The following is a 17,795-nucleotide window of genomic DNA, read 5'->3' as shown; positions in this document are numbered from 1 at the left end:
GCTGAATAGCAAACGGACTGAACTTGGATGTCTGTTTTAGTCGCGGCTCAGTTAGCAGACATTCTTTCCGATAAGTAAAAACCCATCTTCCATTTTCTCTTTATTCAACCGATAGAATAACCTGTTCCGTTGGCAGACGTAATTTTGGATTAAAGGATGGTTGATTAGTGTCTTCCATATTTCGATAACCAATAGCCACCGCAAATAGCGTCTTATAGCCGGTTAATCCCAAAATTCTGTCGTATTCCAGATGTTGAATACCTTCCATGGGTGTACTGTCTATATCCATACTGGCGCAAGCAGCGAGGAAAAATCCTAAAGAAAGGTAAACTTGATGTTGCAGCCAAGATTTAATCTCTGCTTCTCCTTTGGCTTTTACAAACTGATTATAATAGTTTAACGATCCTTCGGCCAGATATTCGTTAATCTGCTTCTCAAATTTTTCAATATCATCGATTGCGCTAAAAACTACGACGTGACTTGCTTCGTTGATTTTTTGCGCGTTCCAATAGGAGGCGGTTGCCAATTCTTGTTTTACACTTCCTTCAGAAACAAAGGTAAATTTCCAGGGCTGGCTGTTAATAGACGACGGGCTTAACCGGATGATTTCTTTTAATTTATGAATTGTTTCTTTTGAAATCTTTTTGTGTTCATTATATGATTTCGTGGTGTACCTGCTCTTTGCTAAACTTAAAAAACTCATTTTATCCTTATTTAAATAAACTATACTTTTTATTGTTGCAAACATAAGTATAGTGATGTATCTTTGCAATAACGGTCAAAGTTGATAGTAACAGATGTATAGTATAGATGATAAGCAATATCCTTGTGGTACAAGCTTGACAATGAAGTATATAGGTGGTAAATGGAAAACTGTTATCCTTATTCATTTAATGGAAAAAAAGCGTTATAATGAATTAAGAAAAGCATGCCCAGTTATCACGGAACGTACGTTGAGCTTGCAATTAAAGGAGATGGAAGAAGATGGTTTGGTTAAGCGAACCGTTCACGCGAGCAAACCACCGTTGAAAGTGGATTACGAATTGACAGATTTTGGAAAAACGCTCATTCCGCTTCTTCAATCTATTTCCCAATGGGGAAAAGAAACTGCTAAAAATGATAGGCGTGTGAAGGTGATAAAAGAGACCGAGCACTGATGCTAGCAATCGTGTTAGTGAGTATGGTGTGTGAAATTTAAATAAGCTTATAGATCCGTTTTGTTTTATCAAAACGGATCTATAAGCATTTCAGCAGAGGGTTTTAATAATCTGCATCGATATTGGAAACACGGACTAGCTTTTGATTAGAAAATTCTGTGAGGGCTAGCCAAGATAATTCCCGACCATATCCAGAGTTTTTAACACCTCCGAACGGAAGCTGCGGTGATGAGGTGGTAGGTCTATTAATAAACACCATTCCTGCATCTATTTGCTTTGCGATCTGCTTAGCATGAGAAATATCTTCACAGAAAATCGTAGATCCCAGTCCAAAGTGACTGTCGTTCGCTACTTTGACAGCTTCCTCGTCATCTTTCACTTTGATAAGGGATATTACTGGGCCAAATATTTCTTCATCATAAGCCGGCTGTCCTTTCTTCACATCGCTGAACAAAGTGGGCGCTATGAAAAATCCCGTTTGATCAAGTCTTGTGCCGCCACTTATTAAAGTTCCTCCGTTCTCCTTTGTTTGTTTGATTTGCTTTAATACCGTATCCATTTGCGCCTCAGAACTCATCGGGCCAAATTCAGTCTCTGGATCCAAGGGGTCGCCAATTTTTACCTTCGCAATAGCCTCTTTCACCTTTTCTTTAATTTCTTCGTACACCGATTCCACGACGATAATACGTTTCGATGATGTACACACTTGGCCTGAATTTTCAAGTCTTCCTTGGATAATACCTTTCGTTGCTTTGTCCAAGTCAGCATTTTCCAATACTATGAAGGGATCTGATCCTCCTAACTCCAAGACTGATTTTTTGATGTATTTTCCTGCTAAGGCAGCGATACTTGCGCCAGCTTTTTCACTTCCCGTTAACATAACTCCTCGAACGCGCTTGTTTGAAACTAGGGCTTCGATTTCGTCGGTATCAATAACAAATGTATTATAAACCCCATCTGGGAGTCCGGCGTCGTCGAAAACTTTCTGTATTGCCAATGCACATTGATAGACAGATGTAGTTGGCTTCATAAGCACAGTATTTCCAGCAGCAATATTCGGTGCGGCAAAGCGAATTAATTGTGAGAATGGAAAATTCCAAGGCTGTACCGACAGGAGTACACCAAGTGGTTCATGGGTCAAATAAGCTTCCCCGTGTTCAATTTCAGGCACAGACTGGTTTTTCAAGAATCGAGCGGAATTCTCTCCATAATATTTCAGTATCTGAATACAATAATCTATTTCCGATTCACTCGATGTGAGGGGTTTTCCCATTTCGATACCGGCCAGTTTAGCTATTTCCGCTTTGCGGCTCTGCAGTATGTCGGCCGCTTTTATCAAGAATTTCTCCCGATCAGATACTTCTTTATTCTTCCAAACGCTATGAAATGCCTCGTGAGCCTTATCCAGCATTTGTAAAGAGTCTTCTACAGTATGATATGGATACTCTTTTTCTATCTGTTCGGTGTAGGGGTTGGTAATTTTGAATGTTGACTTGCTCATTGTATAGTTTGTTGTTGATTTACTACTTTAATTGCTGGAGCAGATTTGCTCTCGTGTATAGTAACAACATACAAATTGCAGATGCGGTTTGGTATTTAATGGATGTTGACTTTTGCTTGACACGGGTTAATTTTTTGTGTTAATAACAAATAAATGAAAAATGCTATAAAAACAATAGCGTTCGATGCCGATGATACTTCGTGGGTAAATGAGCCTTATTTTCAATGCTTGGAAAAGCAGTTTTACATGTTATTCGCCAGATCTGACCAGTTTTTACGAGAAGCAGAGAAGTTTCTTTTCTGTTGACCGCTAGATTCCTCAAAACCACATAACAGCTACAACAAGAATATTGAGCCTAAGCCATTGGTGGACTTTACCAGAATATTTACCCAAGTTTTACTAATTGCGCATGGAATTTGATAGGTTTAGGGATAACATATAATGGAGGTATAGATGTACAATTGTTATTTTTGCTCCATCAAACCAAGATTTAAGATAATTTAGAAATACACAATAAAAATGACAGGAAGAAAAAGGATGTACTACCATGGCCTTAGAAATATATTTACCGGAGTCTTTTCATTCCTGTTAATTGCGGCATACGCACAGGAAGGAGTAAAAAATCAAGAGGAGAGTCGGCAAACTGAAAGGAATGAAACGGGAACATCCATGATGGATTCGATCACGGTGGTGCGTGATTATCGCCCAATGTTGGCCGATGCGGTAAAAATCCGTCGGACTCCGGATATGAAAATCGACCGGAAAGCGCTGGAGGCGGAAATGCGGCAAACGGCTGCAGCTATGTATTTTCAGAAGAACAGGTATAAAGAGGCTTATCACATGCCTTTACCGCAAAAGTATCCGAACGCGAAGGGTAGCAATATCGATAATAACCGTATCGGTATTCTGGCTTATCGCGCAGGGGAGTTCGAACGATCGAAGTCCATTTTGGAGAAGGTGGAGCCATTAGATGCGTTTTACCAAAGCTCATTAATTGCTTTAGGTCATATTGCCGTACAAACTGGCGATAAGAGCCGGGCAAGGAACGCCTTTTACAAAGCATCCAGATTAAATTATGATCAGGAATTAAAAGTAGATGCCTTGTTCAATTATGGAAAAGTCTTATGTGAATTGGACTCTGTCCAAAATTCTATACAGCCGCTACGTGAGTTTATCGCACTAAAATATCCAGGTCATTACACCGATGCAGAAAAAGCAGAAACGGTAGAAATGCGACTGGCAGACGTCTTATCCGGTACAAGCAATTTTCAGGCAGCGGTATATTTTCTGGAATCATTCCAGGATAGAGACCGTGAAGCGGATAGGGTTTATCAAAAAATAACGTATTACCGGGGATGGGAATTCTATAACGAACGGGCATTTGAGAATAGCATATCCATGTTCATGAGGTCGGAAAAATTTCCTTTTGATGAGGAAATGGCTGCCCTGGCGATCTATTGGAAAGCGGAAGCCATGTATGAAGTGCGCAAGTACGGAGAGGCGGTAGAAAACTTTTCGCGATTTCTCCGACTGCCCGCCGCGCGACAAACATCCGTGTACAATTACGCCAATTATGCCTTGGCCTACGCCGCATTTCGAATCAACAGATATAATATGGCATCCGAACATTTTGAACGTTACTTGGCGTCTGAAGAAAGTTTGTCGGATAAAAATATACAGTACGATGTCATGGCTCGTTTAGGCGACTCGTATCTTTCGATGCGCAATTATGGTAAAGCCAAGGATTACTACAATCAGCTCATCAGGGAGAAAGCCCCCAATCAGGATTATGCCTTGTTTCAGCAAGGGATTATTCAAGGCTTACAGGGCGACAAGGAAGCTAAATTAAAGACGCTACGGGCGGTGGTGGAGCGGTTTCCAAATTCTAACTACGCAGACGATGTCGCCTTTGAGATCCCGTACATGTATTTCACGTCAGGAGATTATGATGCGGCTATAGACGGCTTGCAAAAGATGATAAAAAAATACCCTCGAAGTAGCTATGTTCCCAGAGCATTGATGACTATTGGACTAGTGCAGTATACTAAAAATGACAACCAAGCGGCCTTAGCCACCTTTGAAAAGGTGGTGAAGGATTACGCCACCACTGGGGAAGCAGCACAAGCACTACATTCTATTGAGAACATTTATCTGGATCAGGGCGACGCCACAAGTTACATTCGGTATGCCACAAGTACGAATGTTAGGGATCTTAGTGCCTCAGAGCTGGATAATTTAGCTTTTCAAGCGGGCAATACTTTATTCTCCAGAGGGCAATATGCAGCGGCGGTGGAGGCAATCAATGCCTATTTTGATCAATTTCCGAAACCTAGGCAAGATAAGCATGCTCGGTATATCCGGGGGGTGAGTTTATACCATACTGGACACCCAGAGGAGGCGTTGCATGACTTGAATATGATTCTAAATACCTGGACCAGTCCGTATACAAAGAACACGCTGGTTACGGTAGCGGCGTTATATTTAAGCCTAAAGCAATACAACGAGGCCATTGTACACCTCAAAAAACTGGAATTGAATACAGATTACAAAGATAAATACGGCTACGCGGTTACTAATTTAATGTTGTGTTATTACGAAATCGGTGATTTCGAGCAGATGAATAAGTATGTAAAATTGATCAATAATTATAATCGGGCAACGGACGACGAACTCGCGATGGCGCACTTGTATACCGCAAAGGCAAAGCAAAAAAGCGGAGATAAGGAGTCCGCCATGAAAGAACTAAACTTGGCGGCTCAGAAAAGCCAATCGGCAGCCAGCGCAGAGGCGAGGTATCTGGTTGGGCTAAAGCAATATGAAGATAAACAGTATGATAAGGCAGAGAAGTCGGCTTTTGATGTCATCGAGAATATGGATTCACAGGAATACTGGGTGGCGAAGAGCTTCATTCTGCTCGCAGATACGTATGCGCGCAAAGGCAATACGCTACAGGCGAGAAGTACATTAGAAAGTGTGATCGAGAACTATACAGAGGATGACGATATTGTACCTTCCGCTAAAGAGCGTCTGCAGAAATTGAAAAAGTAGGCGCAGGAAGGATGATGCCGATGATTCTAAGCTTGGAAACTTAGGGGATAACAATCTTTCTGTAAGCTTCGAAAAATGCGAGGCTAATTTCGAAGAATGGTACAGTGTCAGAGGGACAGTTGATGCGAGAATTTCAGATTCCAACACTTCAATACTAAACTCATAAAATTGCGATGAAGGCTGTATTTGTACCTATAGACTCATCAAATGATAATACCGAAAATTATTTGAGATAGCAACATTTATTTAATGAAATCAGCCTATGTCGATTAAGAAAGTGGTAGTGGATATAAGCACACAGCAATCGCAAATAGCTTGTAATCTATAAAACGTTAGCATTAAAAATCAAGAACCTACTTAAATATTTACTGAAATCATATTGTCTATTGTCAATAAGGGCTGACCTAGATCTCCTTTTTAATTTTTAAGTTTTTGATTTTTAGTGGGAAAAATTATGTCGAATGTTTTAATCCGAGTTTCGCGTCGAATAGAGTAAGATTGTCAAATATTTTAAAGCTATATTTGTTCCTTGTCGGAGAACAATGAGACACATGCCGAACAATAACTTTATCTATCTGGATAACAATGCCACTACACCTCTGGATCCTAAGGTATTGGAGGTGATGATGCCGTATTTGACAGATATGTATGGCAACGCCTCGAGCAGTCATCGGATGGGGAAGCAATTGAAAAAAGCTGTCGATCGAGCGCGTGGGCAAATGGGTGATTTAATTGATGTCAATGCAGAAGATATCTATTTCACTGCCGGAGCGACGGAGGCGATTAATCTTGCACTTCAAGGACTGCCTGAGAAAAATGGAAAGTCGAAACATATTATCACCGTAAAAACAGAGCATCCCGCGGTATTGGATACCTGTCGATATTTGGAAACGATAGGGGTAGAAGTCACTTATCTTTCGGTTAATTCGTTTGGGCTTATTGACTTTGCTGAGTTGAAAGATGCTTTTAAAGACAGTACCGTATTGGTCTGTGTGATGCACGTAAATAATGAGACGGGCGTTATACAAGACATCGAGGCCATCGCCGATATAGCCCATGAAAACGGAGCATTATTTATGACTGACGGTACACAGGCGGTGGGCAAGTTACCTATCGAGGCCAGCGACTATATCGATGTGCTGACTTTTTCTGCGCATAAGTTTTATGGTCCCAAAGGGATAGGAGGGCTTTATGTTAATCCGCGTATTAAGTTGAAGACAATGCTATATGGTGGTGGACACGAGCGCGGGCTGCGAAGCGGTACGTTGAATGTACCAGGGATTGTGGGCTTAGGAAAAGCTGCTGAAGTGGCGCAGTACGATATGTTGCCAGATAGCAATAGAATAGCGCGTTTACGGGATATATTGGAAACTCAACTTTTAAAGATAGAAGGTGCGTACGTCAATGGTTCCAAAGGATCGCGTATTTATAACACGAGTAATATGCGTTTTGAGAGGGTAGACAATGATGCACTTTTAATGGTATTAAATGAAATTTGCGTATCCAACGGTTCGGCGTGTCATTCCTTTGTGATGGAGCCGTCGCATGTATTACTTTCAATGGGTTGTAGTACCGAACAAGCGAATACGGCTATCCGATTTAGCTTGGGACGATTCAATACAGGCGAGGAAGTCAAACAGACGATAGCAATGGTACAGAAAGCGGTTGTACAGCTGCGGTCAATGGCATGCTAGTGTAAAGTATTAATTCATGAGGAAATTATCATTTTCAGGGCACGAAACGTTTGCGTGCAAAATATATTGGTTAAAAAAAGGCTATGATTTCGTTAGAGCGGGTAAGAGATTTACCGATAGTGACGCAGTAGTAGATCTTGGCGTTGGAAAAAATATGGTCGCTTCTATTCGTTTTTGGCTAAAGGCTTTTGGATTGTTAAGCGACGATGATCAGTTGACAGAATTTGCGGATTTTGTTTTCGGGAAAAATGGGGTTGATCCCTATTTAGAGGATCCGTTAACACTTTGGCTTTTGCATTATCAACTGATGAAAAGCGGTAAATCATCTATTTATCCTCTCGTATTTAATGAACTGAGAAGACAGAAAAACGAATTTACTAAATATCGTCTTTTAAACTTTTTAAAAAGAAAAATTGAGGAGCAGAAAGCAACTTTTAGCGATGCAACTTTAAACTCTGATATTAAAGTTTTTTTTGCTAATTATACCAAACTCGGGAGCAATGATGTGGAAGATGCTTACAGTACCATATTATTTGAGCTGGGCTTGATCAATAACTATCAGAGGTTAGATCATGACGACAAGCCCCTCGATGTTTACACATTCAACACGAGAGAGAAGAATATCCCTATTGAAGCGCTTCTGTTTGTGTTGTTGGATAGAGGATCTTATGGTAGCTCTATCAGTGTTAATCATCTCGCCAACGATTTTAACTCTGTTGGCAATACCTTCTTATTGACCGAGTCTGCTATCATTGAGTTGTTGCACGATATATCTTCCGAATATGGTAGTTATTCCGAAACCGCTGGTAATCCAGTCCTTCAATTGACTAAAGATTTGAATAAGTTCAACGTTTTAAATAACTATTATAAATTGACGTATGCAGGTGTTTAATTATTCTCCTTCCGTCAATATTATACGTGACAAGGATCAGGAGTTAGAATATGTAAGTACCCTCAATGGACAGCGTGCCTTTGAGCAGATTGTAGCATCGTCCAATCTTGGGTATCGTTCATTCACTATCGTAGGCGCTTATGGTACAGGAAAGTCTACTTTTTTGTGGGCCTTGGCTTATGCTATAGAAAAAGAAAATAAGTTTTTCGATCATTTCGATTATCTGCTCAAGGGCTATACGCGATATACCACTTTGGATTTGGTAGGCGAATACACGTCGTTACAAGAAGCGTTTGCCAAGGATTTGAATTCCAAACCAGCTGAAGTGTTATCGTCATTGAAATCTTATGCTAATGAATTAAAAGAGTCAGAGAGAGCACTGATTATACGAATAGATGAGTTTGGGAAATTTTTGGAATTCGCAGCTAAAAATAATCCAGAAAAGAGCTTTTATTTTATTCAACAATTGTCGGAGTTAGTTAATGATACAAACGGCAACATTATCCTGATTACCACGCTTCATCAGGATTTTTCAGCCTATGCATACCATCTGAGCGAGATACAGAGGAAGGAATGGCTGAAGGTCAAAGGCCGTATGCAAGAAATTCCTTTCAATGTGCCATCCGAGCAACTTCTCTTGATCGCTGCAGAAAGGTTAAAAAAGGTGGGTCAATACGGTGATGAAAATCGGCTTATTGAATTAAAGGATGTTGTGGAAAAGTCCAACGCTTTCCCTACTAAAGACTATTTCAGTTTAGACCTTTTGAAAGCCTTACAACCGTTAGATGTTCTTTCAGGAAGTATATTGACATTAGCTCTTCAGCGTTATGGTCAAAATGATCGGTCTTTATTTACATTTCTGGACTCAGAAGATTACCAAGGAATACAAGACTTTATTAGCCACGGCACCGAAGGGTTTTATACCTTAGCTCACGTATATGATTATCTCATATACCATTACAGTCAACAGCTATTGGTGCGTCAAAATCCTGATTTTCAGCTTTGGCGACTGTTACAAGACAATATAGAGAAAGCTATCGGTATTTTCGAAGCGGGAGAGTTGGTTAAAGCGGTTGCGATTATAAAAGTGGTCGGCTTATTACAGTTGTTTTCCAAAAAATCGATGTCAGTCAATGGAGATTTCCTTTGCGAATACATGCGATTAACTTTTGCATTTGATAATATAAGGAATGAGTTAAAGCGTCTAGTACAGGTCAATATTCTGCGATTCCGAAAGCATAGTGATCGTTTTGTTTTGGTAGAAGATACCGATGTTGATATTGATCTGGAAATCGAAAATGCTAAGAAATACATTTCCGAGGTTTCTAGTATTGGTTCTTATCTACAAGATATATTAGAACTGCCAACTTCACTTGCCAAAAAATCTTTACTGGAGGTGGGTACTCCTAGGTATTTTTCCTTTGTCCTTTCGGACGAACCGCTATCGCTAAAGCCGAAAGGCGAGATCGATGGTTATATAAATTTAGTTTTTTCACCTGCTGAATATGCTCATCAAATCCAAGACTTTAGTGCTCAGCAGGAAGAGGCAATTCTGTATATACAGTATAAAAGATCGGAAACTATCCTTTCGCAGATCTATCTGGTAGAGCAAATTCGATATGCCAAATCACAGCATGAAGATGATAAAGGGGCTAGGAAGGAACTTTCTATTCAGCTGGATCAAGCCGTTAGGCAGTTGGAAAGGATGGTCTTGGATAGTTTGTACAATTTCGATGCATCCGAGATCACCGTTTTTTATAAGGGAGAAATACAAACCGACACTATTACCAGTGGGAGAGAACTGAATACATTTTTAAGCCATATCGTAGCCGATGTTTATTGGGGCACTCCAATATTTAAGAACGAAATGGTCAATAAGACCAAATTATCTTCACCTATTCTAACAGCGCGTAAAGCTCTTTTGAATAATATTTGTGACAATTTAGGAGAGGAGGATTTATCTTATAATCCAAATCTGTTTCCACCCGACAAAACCATATACTTAGCTTTAATAAAAGAGAATTGCTTTTACACTCGAAATGAATTTGGTGCGTATGAATTAAGTGAACCGAGCGGAGATAATTTTAAATCTATATGGGTTTTATTTATCCAGTTCTTAGATGAAGCCAGATCGAGCAAGATTAATCTTCAAGAGTTCACAGATAAACTGCTGGAGAGACCTTATAAACTAAAGAAGGGGCTGATTGATTTTGTCTTACCCTTGTTCTTATTAGTAAAGCAATCAGATTTTTCATTTTTCAATAAGGACGGATTTATTCCTAAGCTAAATGCAGATATACTGGATTTAGTGTTGAAAAATCCTTCAGAGTATTGGTTAAAGTCATTTTCTGGAACGGGCATACACTTATCTGTTTTCAATAAATATCGGGAACTCCTAAATCAGAATAAAGTAGATCGTGCGTCTAATACCGGTTTTATTGAGATGATTAGACCATTCTTGTCGTTTTATATGCAACTGCCAGAGTATTCGAAGCGGACGAGTAGATTGCCGAAAGATATCGCCAATCTGAGAAAGGCTATTGCAGAATCAACAGATCCGGAGAAAACATTCTTTGAAGATTTTCCAACCGCTTTGGGATATTCATTACGAGAGTTGGACGAAAACCCTCAAAAACTAGAGCGATTTTTTGTGGAGTTAAGACAATCTATTACCGACATCCGTTCCAGTTTTAATAGTTTGATTCAGCGATTTGAAGAGTTCCTATTGGAAGAGGTCGTTGGTGGTAAATCATTGGATTTTGAAGATTGGAAGAGAGAGTTGCAGGATCGCTTTACCAAACTGAAGCCCTATTTAGTTTCTCCCCATCTAAAAGTCTTTTTACAAAGGTTGCAATCTAATCTTGATGACAAGACAGCTTGGCTAAGCTCGCTTGCACATGCTATTATAGGCAAGCAACTGGAAGATATCAATGATGAAGAAGAAGTAGTTTTATTCGTCAAGTTCAAAGAGTGGATACATGAACTGGATAATTTCGCAGATATAGAAAATAAGGTTACCAGCGAATACATGCAGGATGCAGTAAAAGTTGAGATTACTAGTCTCAATAAGGGGCTTAATAAACATATCCTTAACATTCCGAAGTCAAAGCAAAAGGAAGTCGATAAGCGGAAAGCAGAGCTGTCAAAGCATTTGACAGACGACAAAAAATTAAATATATTTATACTAGCAAAATTACTTAACGATCAAATGGATTGATATGGTAAATAGTACAAACAAAGTGAGGCATGTGTTAGGGATATCCGGAGGGAAGGATTCTGCGGCTTTGGCTATCTATATGAAAGATAATTATCCAGATCTAGATATCGAATATTACACTGCTGACACGGGAAAAGAGTTAACAGAAACTTATCAACTGATTAACAATCTTGAGGTTTATCTAGGAAAGAAAATTATTCGACTTGCAGCCTTTTCAGATAGTGTCGAAGCTCCGTTCGACCATAAGTTGAAAAGTTTAGGGGGCTTTCTGCCAAATACAAAACATCGTTGGTGCACGAAGAGTCTAAAGTTAGACGTATTTGAGAAGTTTGTGGGCGATGATCCCGTAATTTCGTACGTGGGTATACGTGGTGATGAAGACCGGGAGGGATATATTTCTACTAAATCGACAATACAATCTATATTTCCATTTAGGGAGAGTATATGGAGCCAAGATATCGTTGCCAAGATATTGGACAATCGCAAGATCAATGACAGGCTGGAATGGGCGGAGAAAAATGTCGATGCAGATAAAGTGGTTCGCTTTCTAGAGGTTTTAGGTCGTCCAGTAGGTGAGCTCTATTCGAAAGATGAGAAGCTTAGCCAGATTTTGGATTTAGGCATTACTTATTATAACAGATTAGCTTTTGACGTGGCCAAGCAAGAGGGCTATCCGGTAGGTAAGCTAGATCAACCGTTTTCTCTTCTTGACAATAAGGATGTGCTGAAATTGGAGGATATCTACAGACTGTTGGAGGAGAGCGGCGTCGGTATTCCTGCCTATTACAATAAGATCGAGTTTGAGATTGACGGTGAGAAGGCTACTTACAATAGAAGCAGATCTGGTTGTTACTTTTGCTTTTTCCAACAAAAGATAGAGTGGGTCTGGTTATACGAACAACATCCCGACTTATTTGCGCAAGCAATGGAGTATGAACGTGGTGATTTCTCATGGAATCAAGATGAGCCTTTAGAAAAGTTGATACTACCCGACAGGATTGTAAATATCAAGCGTGAATACATTAAGCGTCAGAAAAGACTGCAAAAATCCGATAAGCCTAAAAGTTCTAAGCTTATGGATATCCTCATGTCTGCTTCAGAAGAAGAGATCGGATGTGCAAGCTGTTTTATTTAATAAATCTTTCATAAGTCGATTTTTTTGTTTGCCAGACAGTATTCTGATATAATGATGTATTTTACTTTTTTATAATTGGACAATAGAGATGCGAATGATCTTATCATCAGTCTTTCCAACTCCAAACGTTGGCTCCGTGTAATCCAAATAGGGAGAAAATCTATCCTGAAATAATCCCACTCAGGGATTTCTGGTCGTAATTGAAGAATTCTCCTGGCCGTTTCTGATTCCCCTATATATAATAATTTGTTTTGCGTGTCGATTAAGTAATAAATGAAATTTGGATGTTCGAATAATTGGAGGTTGAGCTCTGATTTTGGTCGCCAGTCTTGCTTAATAAATTTGAACTCTCCCTTATCAAGAAGACGATTTTCCATGTCTTTCAAGAGGTGTGATTTTGTGAACTGCTTAAACAATTCCGGAAAGATAGTCTTTTGAGTATAGTGGGCATTACAGTAAAACGTTCGATTCATTTTGTCAAATTCCAAATCGATGAATTCCCAAAAAGGTATTTCATCTTCGATATTATTTGTGTATTCAGAGTTCTCTCTTCGAAGCTTACTTTCAAGAGTTCGCATATAGCTCATTACAAAGGAATCTTTCAATTCCTCTGCAAAATCTTTCGAAAAGAAGAGTTTGTAGTTTGTTTCTTTTCCATAGTGTTTCGTATAAAGTACAGATCCTCTGAATTCTTTTTTGTTGAGAATAAGCCGTACTGATGTTTCTGTCGACTTCTTTGACGAGTTATATCCAATTAAACTTTCTATTTCCCACACTTGTGATAGCCAATTAGGGATAGGTGTATCTAACTTGGTAAAAAGTGAAGTATCTACTTTCTTCCGCCATAGAGGAAACTTAATATTGGACCTCTCTGTTTTCATGTTCGGTTCTTACTTGATTCGTTTCAACACCTCGGAGACCTTTCCATCATAATCGATTTTGGAGGCATATTCTTTTTCTAATTTACCCAGCTTTGCGCCGGAGATTAATTTACTATCGAATTTATATACCATCAGCATTTGGGTTAACGTAGAGGAATTCATGATCATTCTTTTAGTGGCTGAATCCCAAACGACCTTTTGCCAAGGAATAGATGATAGATTTAAATCTATTTTATTAAACGTGGACAATATACTTGTGTAATTCGTGTTTTTTAATATCTGTATTTCGGAAATTGCTTTTATAAATGGTAATAAACCAACTGGGCGAAATAATAAATGACCACCATTTTCATTATTTCGTAAGTGTTTAGCATAAGGCTCGCTATTTTTAAGATATTTTTGAATTACATATAACTCATTACAGAATGTATTCCAAAAGTCAAATATGTGTTTTTTCACATCTGCTATTTCCTCTTTAGATTTCCTGAATTTTAGATATTCGGCTAAGACTTTCGCAGTTGCTTTTTTCTTTTTGGATCGATAATGCCATGCTTTAAATAATTCTATATTGCACTGGTAAAGTGTTATAATCGAGGTAATGGCATTGAAATTATTTGAAGGTATCGCCTTTTGCTTAGCGTAAATAATTCTTTTGCCTTGAAATAGCTTGTGTTCTTCTAATAATTCTCTGGTCACTATTGCAACTGTGTCATCTTCGTCTAAAGCAATAGTGTCATCGAAAGATACTGGTTTGGCGTATCTATTCAGTGTGGTAAATAGTCGCCTTGTGCTTTGTTTACCATTCGCGTCATTTTTATGGCCAATAAAAATTGCCGCAATTTTTTCTTCTTTTAATTTTGGATTCTCTTTAATAGCGGCTTTTATTCCTTCTACACGATGCTGACCATCTACGGGGAAGATCTTGTGTTTCGCTGGGAAATCCAAAAGTCCTACTTGGTAGGAGCTTTGATCATCATACCGTAATTCGACTTCACTCCATGTAGGATAGTCATCATACACAGCTAATATCAAAGAGTTAAAAAACCGCTCATCTTGATGAAGTATATAGTCTTTTATACTCATGTAGTTGTTTGTAATACTTCTTTGTATTAAATCTTTTAAGCTTTCAGATTTGTGAAGTTCATCATCAACTCGCTCAACATAGTCATTTACTTGTTGAAATGTCAGGGTAGCAATATAATAAGTTCTACCACCTAATTCTGCTCTTAGTGCTGGGATTTTCATAGTTATGGAAATGCTAAGGTTGCTTGTTTAGTTTCTGCGTCTGGAATTTCAGTGTTAAAAGGAAGTAGTAGTGAGTTTATCAAATCTTTCTCATCGTTAATAATATCATGGTTAGTTGCAAGAGGTAGGTAATATAAGAAGATATTTTTATCCCAATATTTGAACATCTTTGTCACAAGCGGTCTTTCATTTGTTTTCGCGAATTTCTGAAAGTACTCCTTACATCTCTTTCTAAGATTCTGAGTTTCTGTTTTCTGAGCTCGCCCAATATATACAGGAAATTCCGTTATTCCGGGTAAAATGTCGCACTTGATAGTAAATAAATATAATCCTCCAACTCTATTTGGAATCGATGCAACATCATCATGAAGAGCAGTAGCAGTTGTGTTTAAATATTTGATACTTTTCCAATTGGAAATTGATAGATCTAATTTTCCTGTCTTACTAAATTTATTCCACAAGCCTACATGTAGTTTAAATTCCAATGTATGTAGTTTTATTTCTTCTCCTAAGTCAAAAGCGGCGTTTGTCATGTGAAATTATATTTTGTTTTCAAATAGCATTTATTACTACTCACCAATCCCCTGTAGCAGGTCATTCGTTCCAAAATTCAAGATAAAGGCAGAATAGTAGCTAGAGAATACGTCTTGTAGGTAGGTCTCAACTTCAACAGTCTCTTCCTCTTTTTCTCCTTGCTTTACTATGCCGTATTTCCGATTTTTAGTGATCATGTAGAGAAAAAGGGTATGGAAGTAAACCGATGATATATATTTACGCTCTGCCACCTGTAGTTGCTCTTCACTTCTATATTGTGTTTTGAAATCCTTTAAAACTTTGCTATCCATATTGATCACCACTTTCTCGAGGTTGCCATCGCTGACTTGTGGAATCATTACCGTATCAAAGGATATATCGGTGCCAAGCCCATCTTCAACCTCGGCCCAAGTTTGATGCCCTTCCATTTGTTCCTGATACACAAGAACAAATGGAGGCAAGCCAAACGGCTCGTCTTCCTCTTTCTTTTCAGTAACGACTTTTGGAGCTTCAGGATCAGCAACCTTCACCAAGAATATTTCTTCGAATTCTTCCCCTGCGCCAGTGAGTGTGACTTTCATTTCTAATTCGTCTCCGACTTGTACAGAATTTTTCGCTTTCAGATTTAGTCGTATTGTCCCGTCACGTGGACTAGAATGATTGATGTTTAATATCTCTTCAACATTGTCTATCCCGGGTGACGCGTTTCCGTCATCGCTCTTATTTTTCTTATTGTAGGACACCAATGCAATTTTCAAATCTCCGGGTTCTTCGACTCGATCAAAGTAGTGGTTTTCTACATCGGTTTGAAAACTAATGGATTTGTCTTGCCCTCTTGGCAAATTAATGACACTAGTTCCATCTTTCTTCACATTTTTAAACTTGAAGAATGAAGGAAAGCGTTTAGGAAGAAACGGTTTTTTTTCTTCGGTTTCGTTTTTCTTTCCAGTATCCTTTCTCTCGGCTTTATCTTTTTTTTGCTCTAGTTTGAAAGTCTGCGATAAAAGCTTCATCATTTCGCTATCCATTGGGAGATTTTTAGAAAATGATTTTAGCATCTCCGTGGTATCCTTCGCATCAACTGAAATGGAGTCTTTTCGCCTCTTTTCTATTTCTGCTAATGGCCCATTTTTACTACCTAATTTATTAGCCAAGAACTTTCTAAGCCGTGCTGTGTCTTCTCCATCCTTCAACCGGTCTCGAGACGCCATAAATAATTCCTTTCGGAAATTATATTCCATATTGGTGCAGTCTACATGGATCAGAAGGTGGTGTTTAAGTAAGTTGAATTTTAGTGCGCGTGTGATAAATTCATAGGTGTAACTTCCGTGAACCTGACCATTCAGAGAGAATAAAACAGACATGTTGTTTTTGAAAAATTCACTTTGTATAGCAGCTTTCGTTTCTTTTATATTCTTTCCGTCAATTCTGGATTTAAAAACATAGCATGTAACTTTGAATGAGCCGAATGGTTCCTCTCGATATGTTTCGGAGAAGAAATCTTCTATATATTTATTTTCGGTTTGCTCTAATCGTCGTTGAAGTCCGTAGAGATCTCTTTCCAAATTAATATCTTTAGGATAGCGGTACTTCCTATCTACGGTAAGGATCGGTAGAGCGGGGTTAAATAAAAATTCATTAAGGCTCTGGTTGAGATCACGGGAGATCACTGAACGACTGCCCTCGGGTAACCTGTATGAATACAGTTTAACAATCGAACCTGTTTCAAATAAAGTTTCGTATAGGTTCAGATCAAGTTTGTCGATTTTGAAAGATGGAATCTTATTATCAATCTTTAGATACTCGTACCAGGTATTTTTCTTCTTACCTTCCTCTTCTTTGGACAAGGGATGTTCTCTGATCAAGGTAAAACCAAAGTCACCACTTTTATCAAATCTTCTTGATCCTATCAATTGGTACCCTTTTTTACCACAGAAGATAATAGCACCACTTCCGCCCATATTGTACTTTCCTTGTACAAAGTGGATTTCATTTTTATTGCCACGTAATAATGAAAGGAATGTGTCTTCTAAGTCCTTCGGATGTTGCCCTTCACCGTTATCATATATCGTCAAACTAGAGTTTAATTTTGGCCCGTCTGCAAGGATTTGAATATTTTTTGCTTGCGACTTGCGAGGTCCTGTAAGATCCCAATTTTTGTAATGAGGAAAAAAGCGTTCGCGAGCTTCTTCCATGGTCTTTGGAGCATCATCTGATTTTGGATCGATGTTAGCCTCGTAGCACCTACGCATAAGTGTAGCATCGATAGAATTGGTGATTTTTTCAATGAGTGCAGCGATAGGCGAGGCTTGTTGATTTTCAATTACACCGTAGTTATTCTCATTGCCACTCAATGGATACCAGTTGTTTTGATGGAAAACATCAGTGTTTCCAGATATGTATGTATCTACTTCTTCCTCTGTGTGGCATTGGAAAAGATCTTTAAACAATTGATTTGGTGTCTTCATAATACAATATTTCCGTAGATATA

Annotated in this window: 12 protein-coding genes; 6 read left to right on the top strand and 6 right to left on the bottom strand. The window is 38.7% G+C overall.

What is annotated here, in order from left to right; all coding sequences use genetic code 11:
• Positions 1 to 100: 100 nt before the first annotated feature.
• A complete protein-coding gene (locus tag M8998_RS04005) occupies positions 101 to 703 on the bottom strand; it encodes a nitroreductase family protein (RefSeq protein ID WP_249990822.1) in 603 nt (200 codons plus the stop codon).
• 142 nt (positions 704 to 845) lie between these two features.
• Between M8998_RS04005 and M8998_RS04000 the strand changes: the two genes are divergently transcribed.
• Positions 846 to 1,157: a winged helix-turn-helix transcriptional regulator gene (locus tag M8998_RS04000; protein WP_249990820.1), complete on the top strand. Its 312-nt coding sequence runs from the start codon at positions 846 to 848 to the stop codon at positions 1,155 to 1,157.
• Positions 1,158 to 1,260: 103 nt separating this feature from the next.
• On the opposite strand, the gene M8998_RS03995 is transcribed toward M8998_RS04000, so the two are convergent.
• Complete coding sequence (locus M8998_RS03995; RefSeq protein ID WP_249990818.1) at positions 1,261 to 2,658, bottom strand: NAD-dependent succinate-semialdehyde dehydrogenase; 1,398 nt, start codon at positions 2,656 to 2,658, stop codon at positions 1,261 to 1,263.
• 519 nt (positions 2,659 to 3,177) lie between these two features.
• Here M8998_RS03995 and M8998_RS03990 point away from each other — a divergent pair.
• The 5 genes from M8998_RS03990 (at position 3,178) to M8998_RS03970 (ending at position 12,644) form a co-directional block, all read left to right on the top strand.
• On the top strand, positions 3,178 to 5,706 hold the full coding sequence (locus M8998_RS03990; protein WP_249990816.1) for a tetratricopeptide repeat protein: 2,529 nt from the start codon (positions 3,178 to 3,180) through the stop codon (positions 5,704 to 5,706).
• A 551-nt stretch (positions 5,707 to 6,257) separates the two neighbouring features.
• On the top strand, positions 6,258 to 7,400 hold the full coding sequence (locus tag M8998_RS03985; protein WP_249990815.1) for a cysteine desulfurase family protein: 1,143 nt from the start codon (positions 6,258 to 6,260) through the stop codon (positions 7,398 to 7,400).
• A gap of 16 nt (positions 7,401 to 7,416) precedes the next feature.
• The gene (locus tag M8998_RS03980) at positions 7,417 to 8,292 is read left to right on the top strand and encodes a DUF4007 family protein (RefSeq protein ID WP_249990814.1); all 876 of its coding nucleotides are present in this window, start codon (positions 7,417 to 7,419) and stop codon (positions 8,290 to 8,292) included.
• Entirely contained in the window at positions 8,279 to 11,509 is a 3,231-nt protein-coding gene (locus M8998_RS03975) for a hypothetical protein (RefSeq protein ID WP_249990813.1), read from the top strand. The genes M8998_RS03980 and M8998_RS03975 overlap by 14 nt, the downstream gene beginning before the upstream one ends.
• A gap of 1 nt (position 11,510) precedes the next feature.
• On the top strand, positions 11,511 to 12,644 hold the full coding sequence (locus M8998_RS03970; protein WP_249990811.1) for an adenine nucleotide alpha hydrolase family protein: 1,134 nt from the start codon (positions 11,511 to 11,513) through the stop codon (positions 12,642 to 12,644).
• Between the two features lie 8 nt (positions 12,645 to 12,652).
• Here M8998_RS03970 and M8998_RS03965 read toward each other — a convergent pair whose 3' ends face one another.
• Genes M8998_RS03965 through M8998_RS03950 form a run of 4 tightly spaced genes read right to left on the bottom strand, consistent with a single transcriptional unit; the run spans position 12,653 to position 17,772 of the window.
• Positions 12,653 to 13,525 (bottom strand): hypothetical protein, encoded by an 873-nt coding sequence (locus M8998_RS03965; protein WP_249990810.1) that lies wholly within the window; start codon positions 13,523 to 13,525, stop codon positions 12,653 to 12,655.
• Between the two features lie 9 nt (positions 13,526 to 13,534).
• The gene (locus tag M8998_RS03960) at positions 13,535 to 14,770 is read right to left on the bottom strand and encodes a DNA sulfur modification protein DndB (RefSeq protein ID WP_249990808.1); all 1,236 of its coding nucleotides are present in this window, start codon (positions 14,768 to 14,770) and stop codon (positions 13,535 to 13,537) included.
• Positions 14,771 to 14,772: 2 nt separating this feature from the next.
• Positions 14,773 to 15,303 carry a hypothetical protein gene (locus tag M8998_RS03955; protein ID WP_249990807.1) on the bottom strand — a complete coding sequence of 177 codons (531 nt, stop codon included), beginning with the start codon at positions 15,301 to 15,303 and terminating at the stop codon, positions 14,773 to 14,775.
• A 36-nt stretch (positions 15,304 to 15,339) separates the two neighbouring features.
• Positions 15,340 to 17,772, bottom strand: a complete 2,433-nt coding sequence (locus tag M8998_RS03950; RefSeq protein ID WP_249990805.1) for a hypothetical protein — start codon at positions 17,770 to 17,772, stop codon at positions 15,340 to 15,342.
• Positions 17,773 to 17,795 lie beyond the last annotated feature (23 nt).

It is taken from the genome of Sphingobacterium sp. lm-10 (assembly GCF_023554555.1).
Taxonomy (GTDB): domain Bacteria; phylum Bacteroidota; class Bacteroidia; order Sphingobacteriales; family Sphingobacteriaceae; genus Sphingobacterium.
The sequence above is the reverse complement of the archived record's forward strand: the minus strand, read 5'-3'. Positions and strand labels throughout refer to the sequence as shown.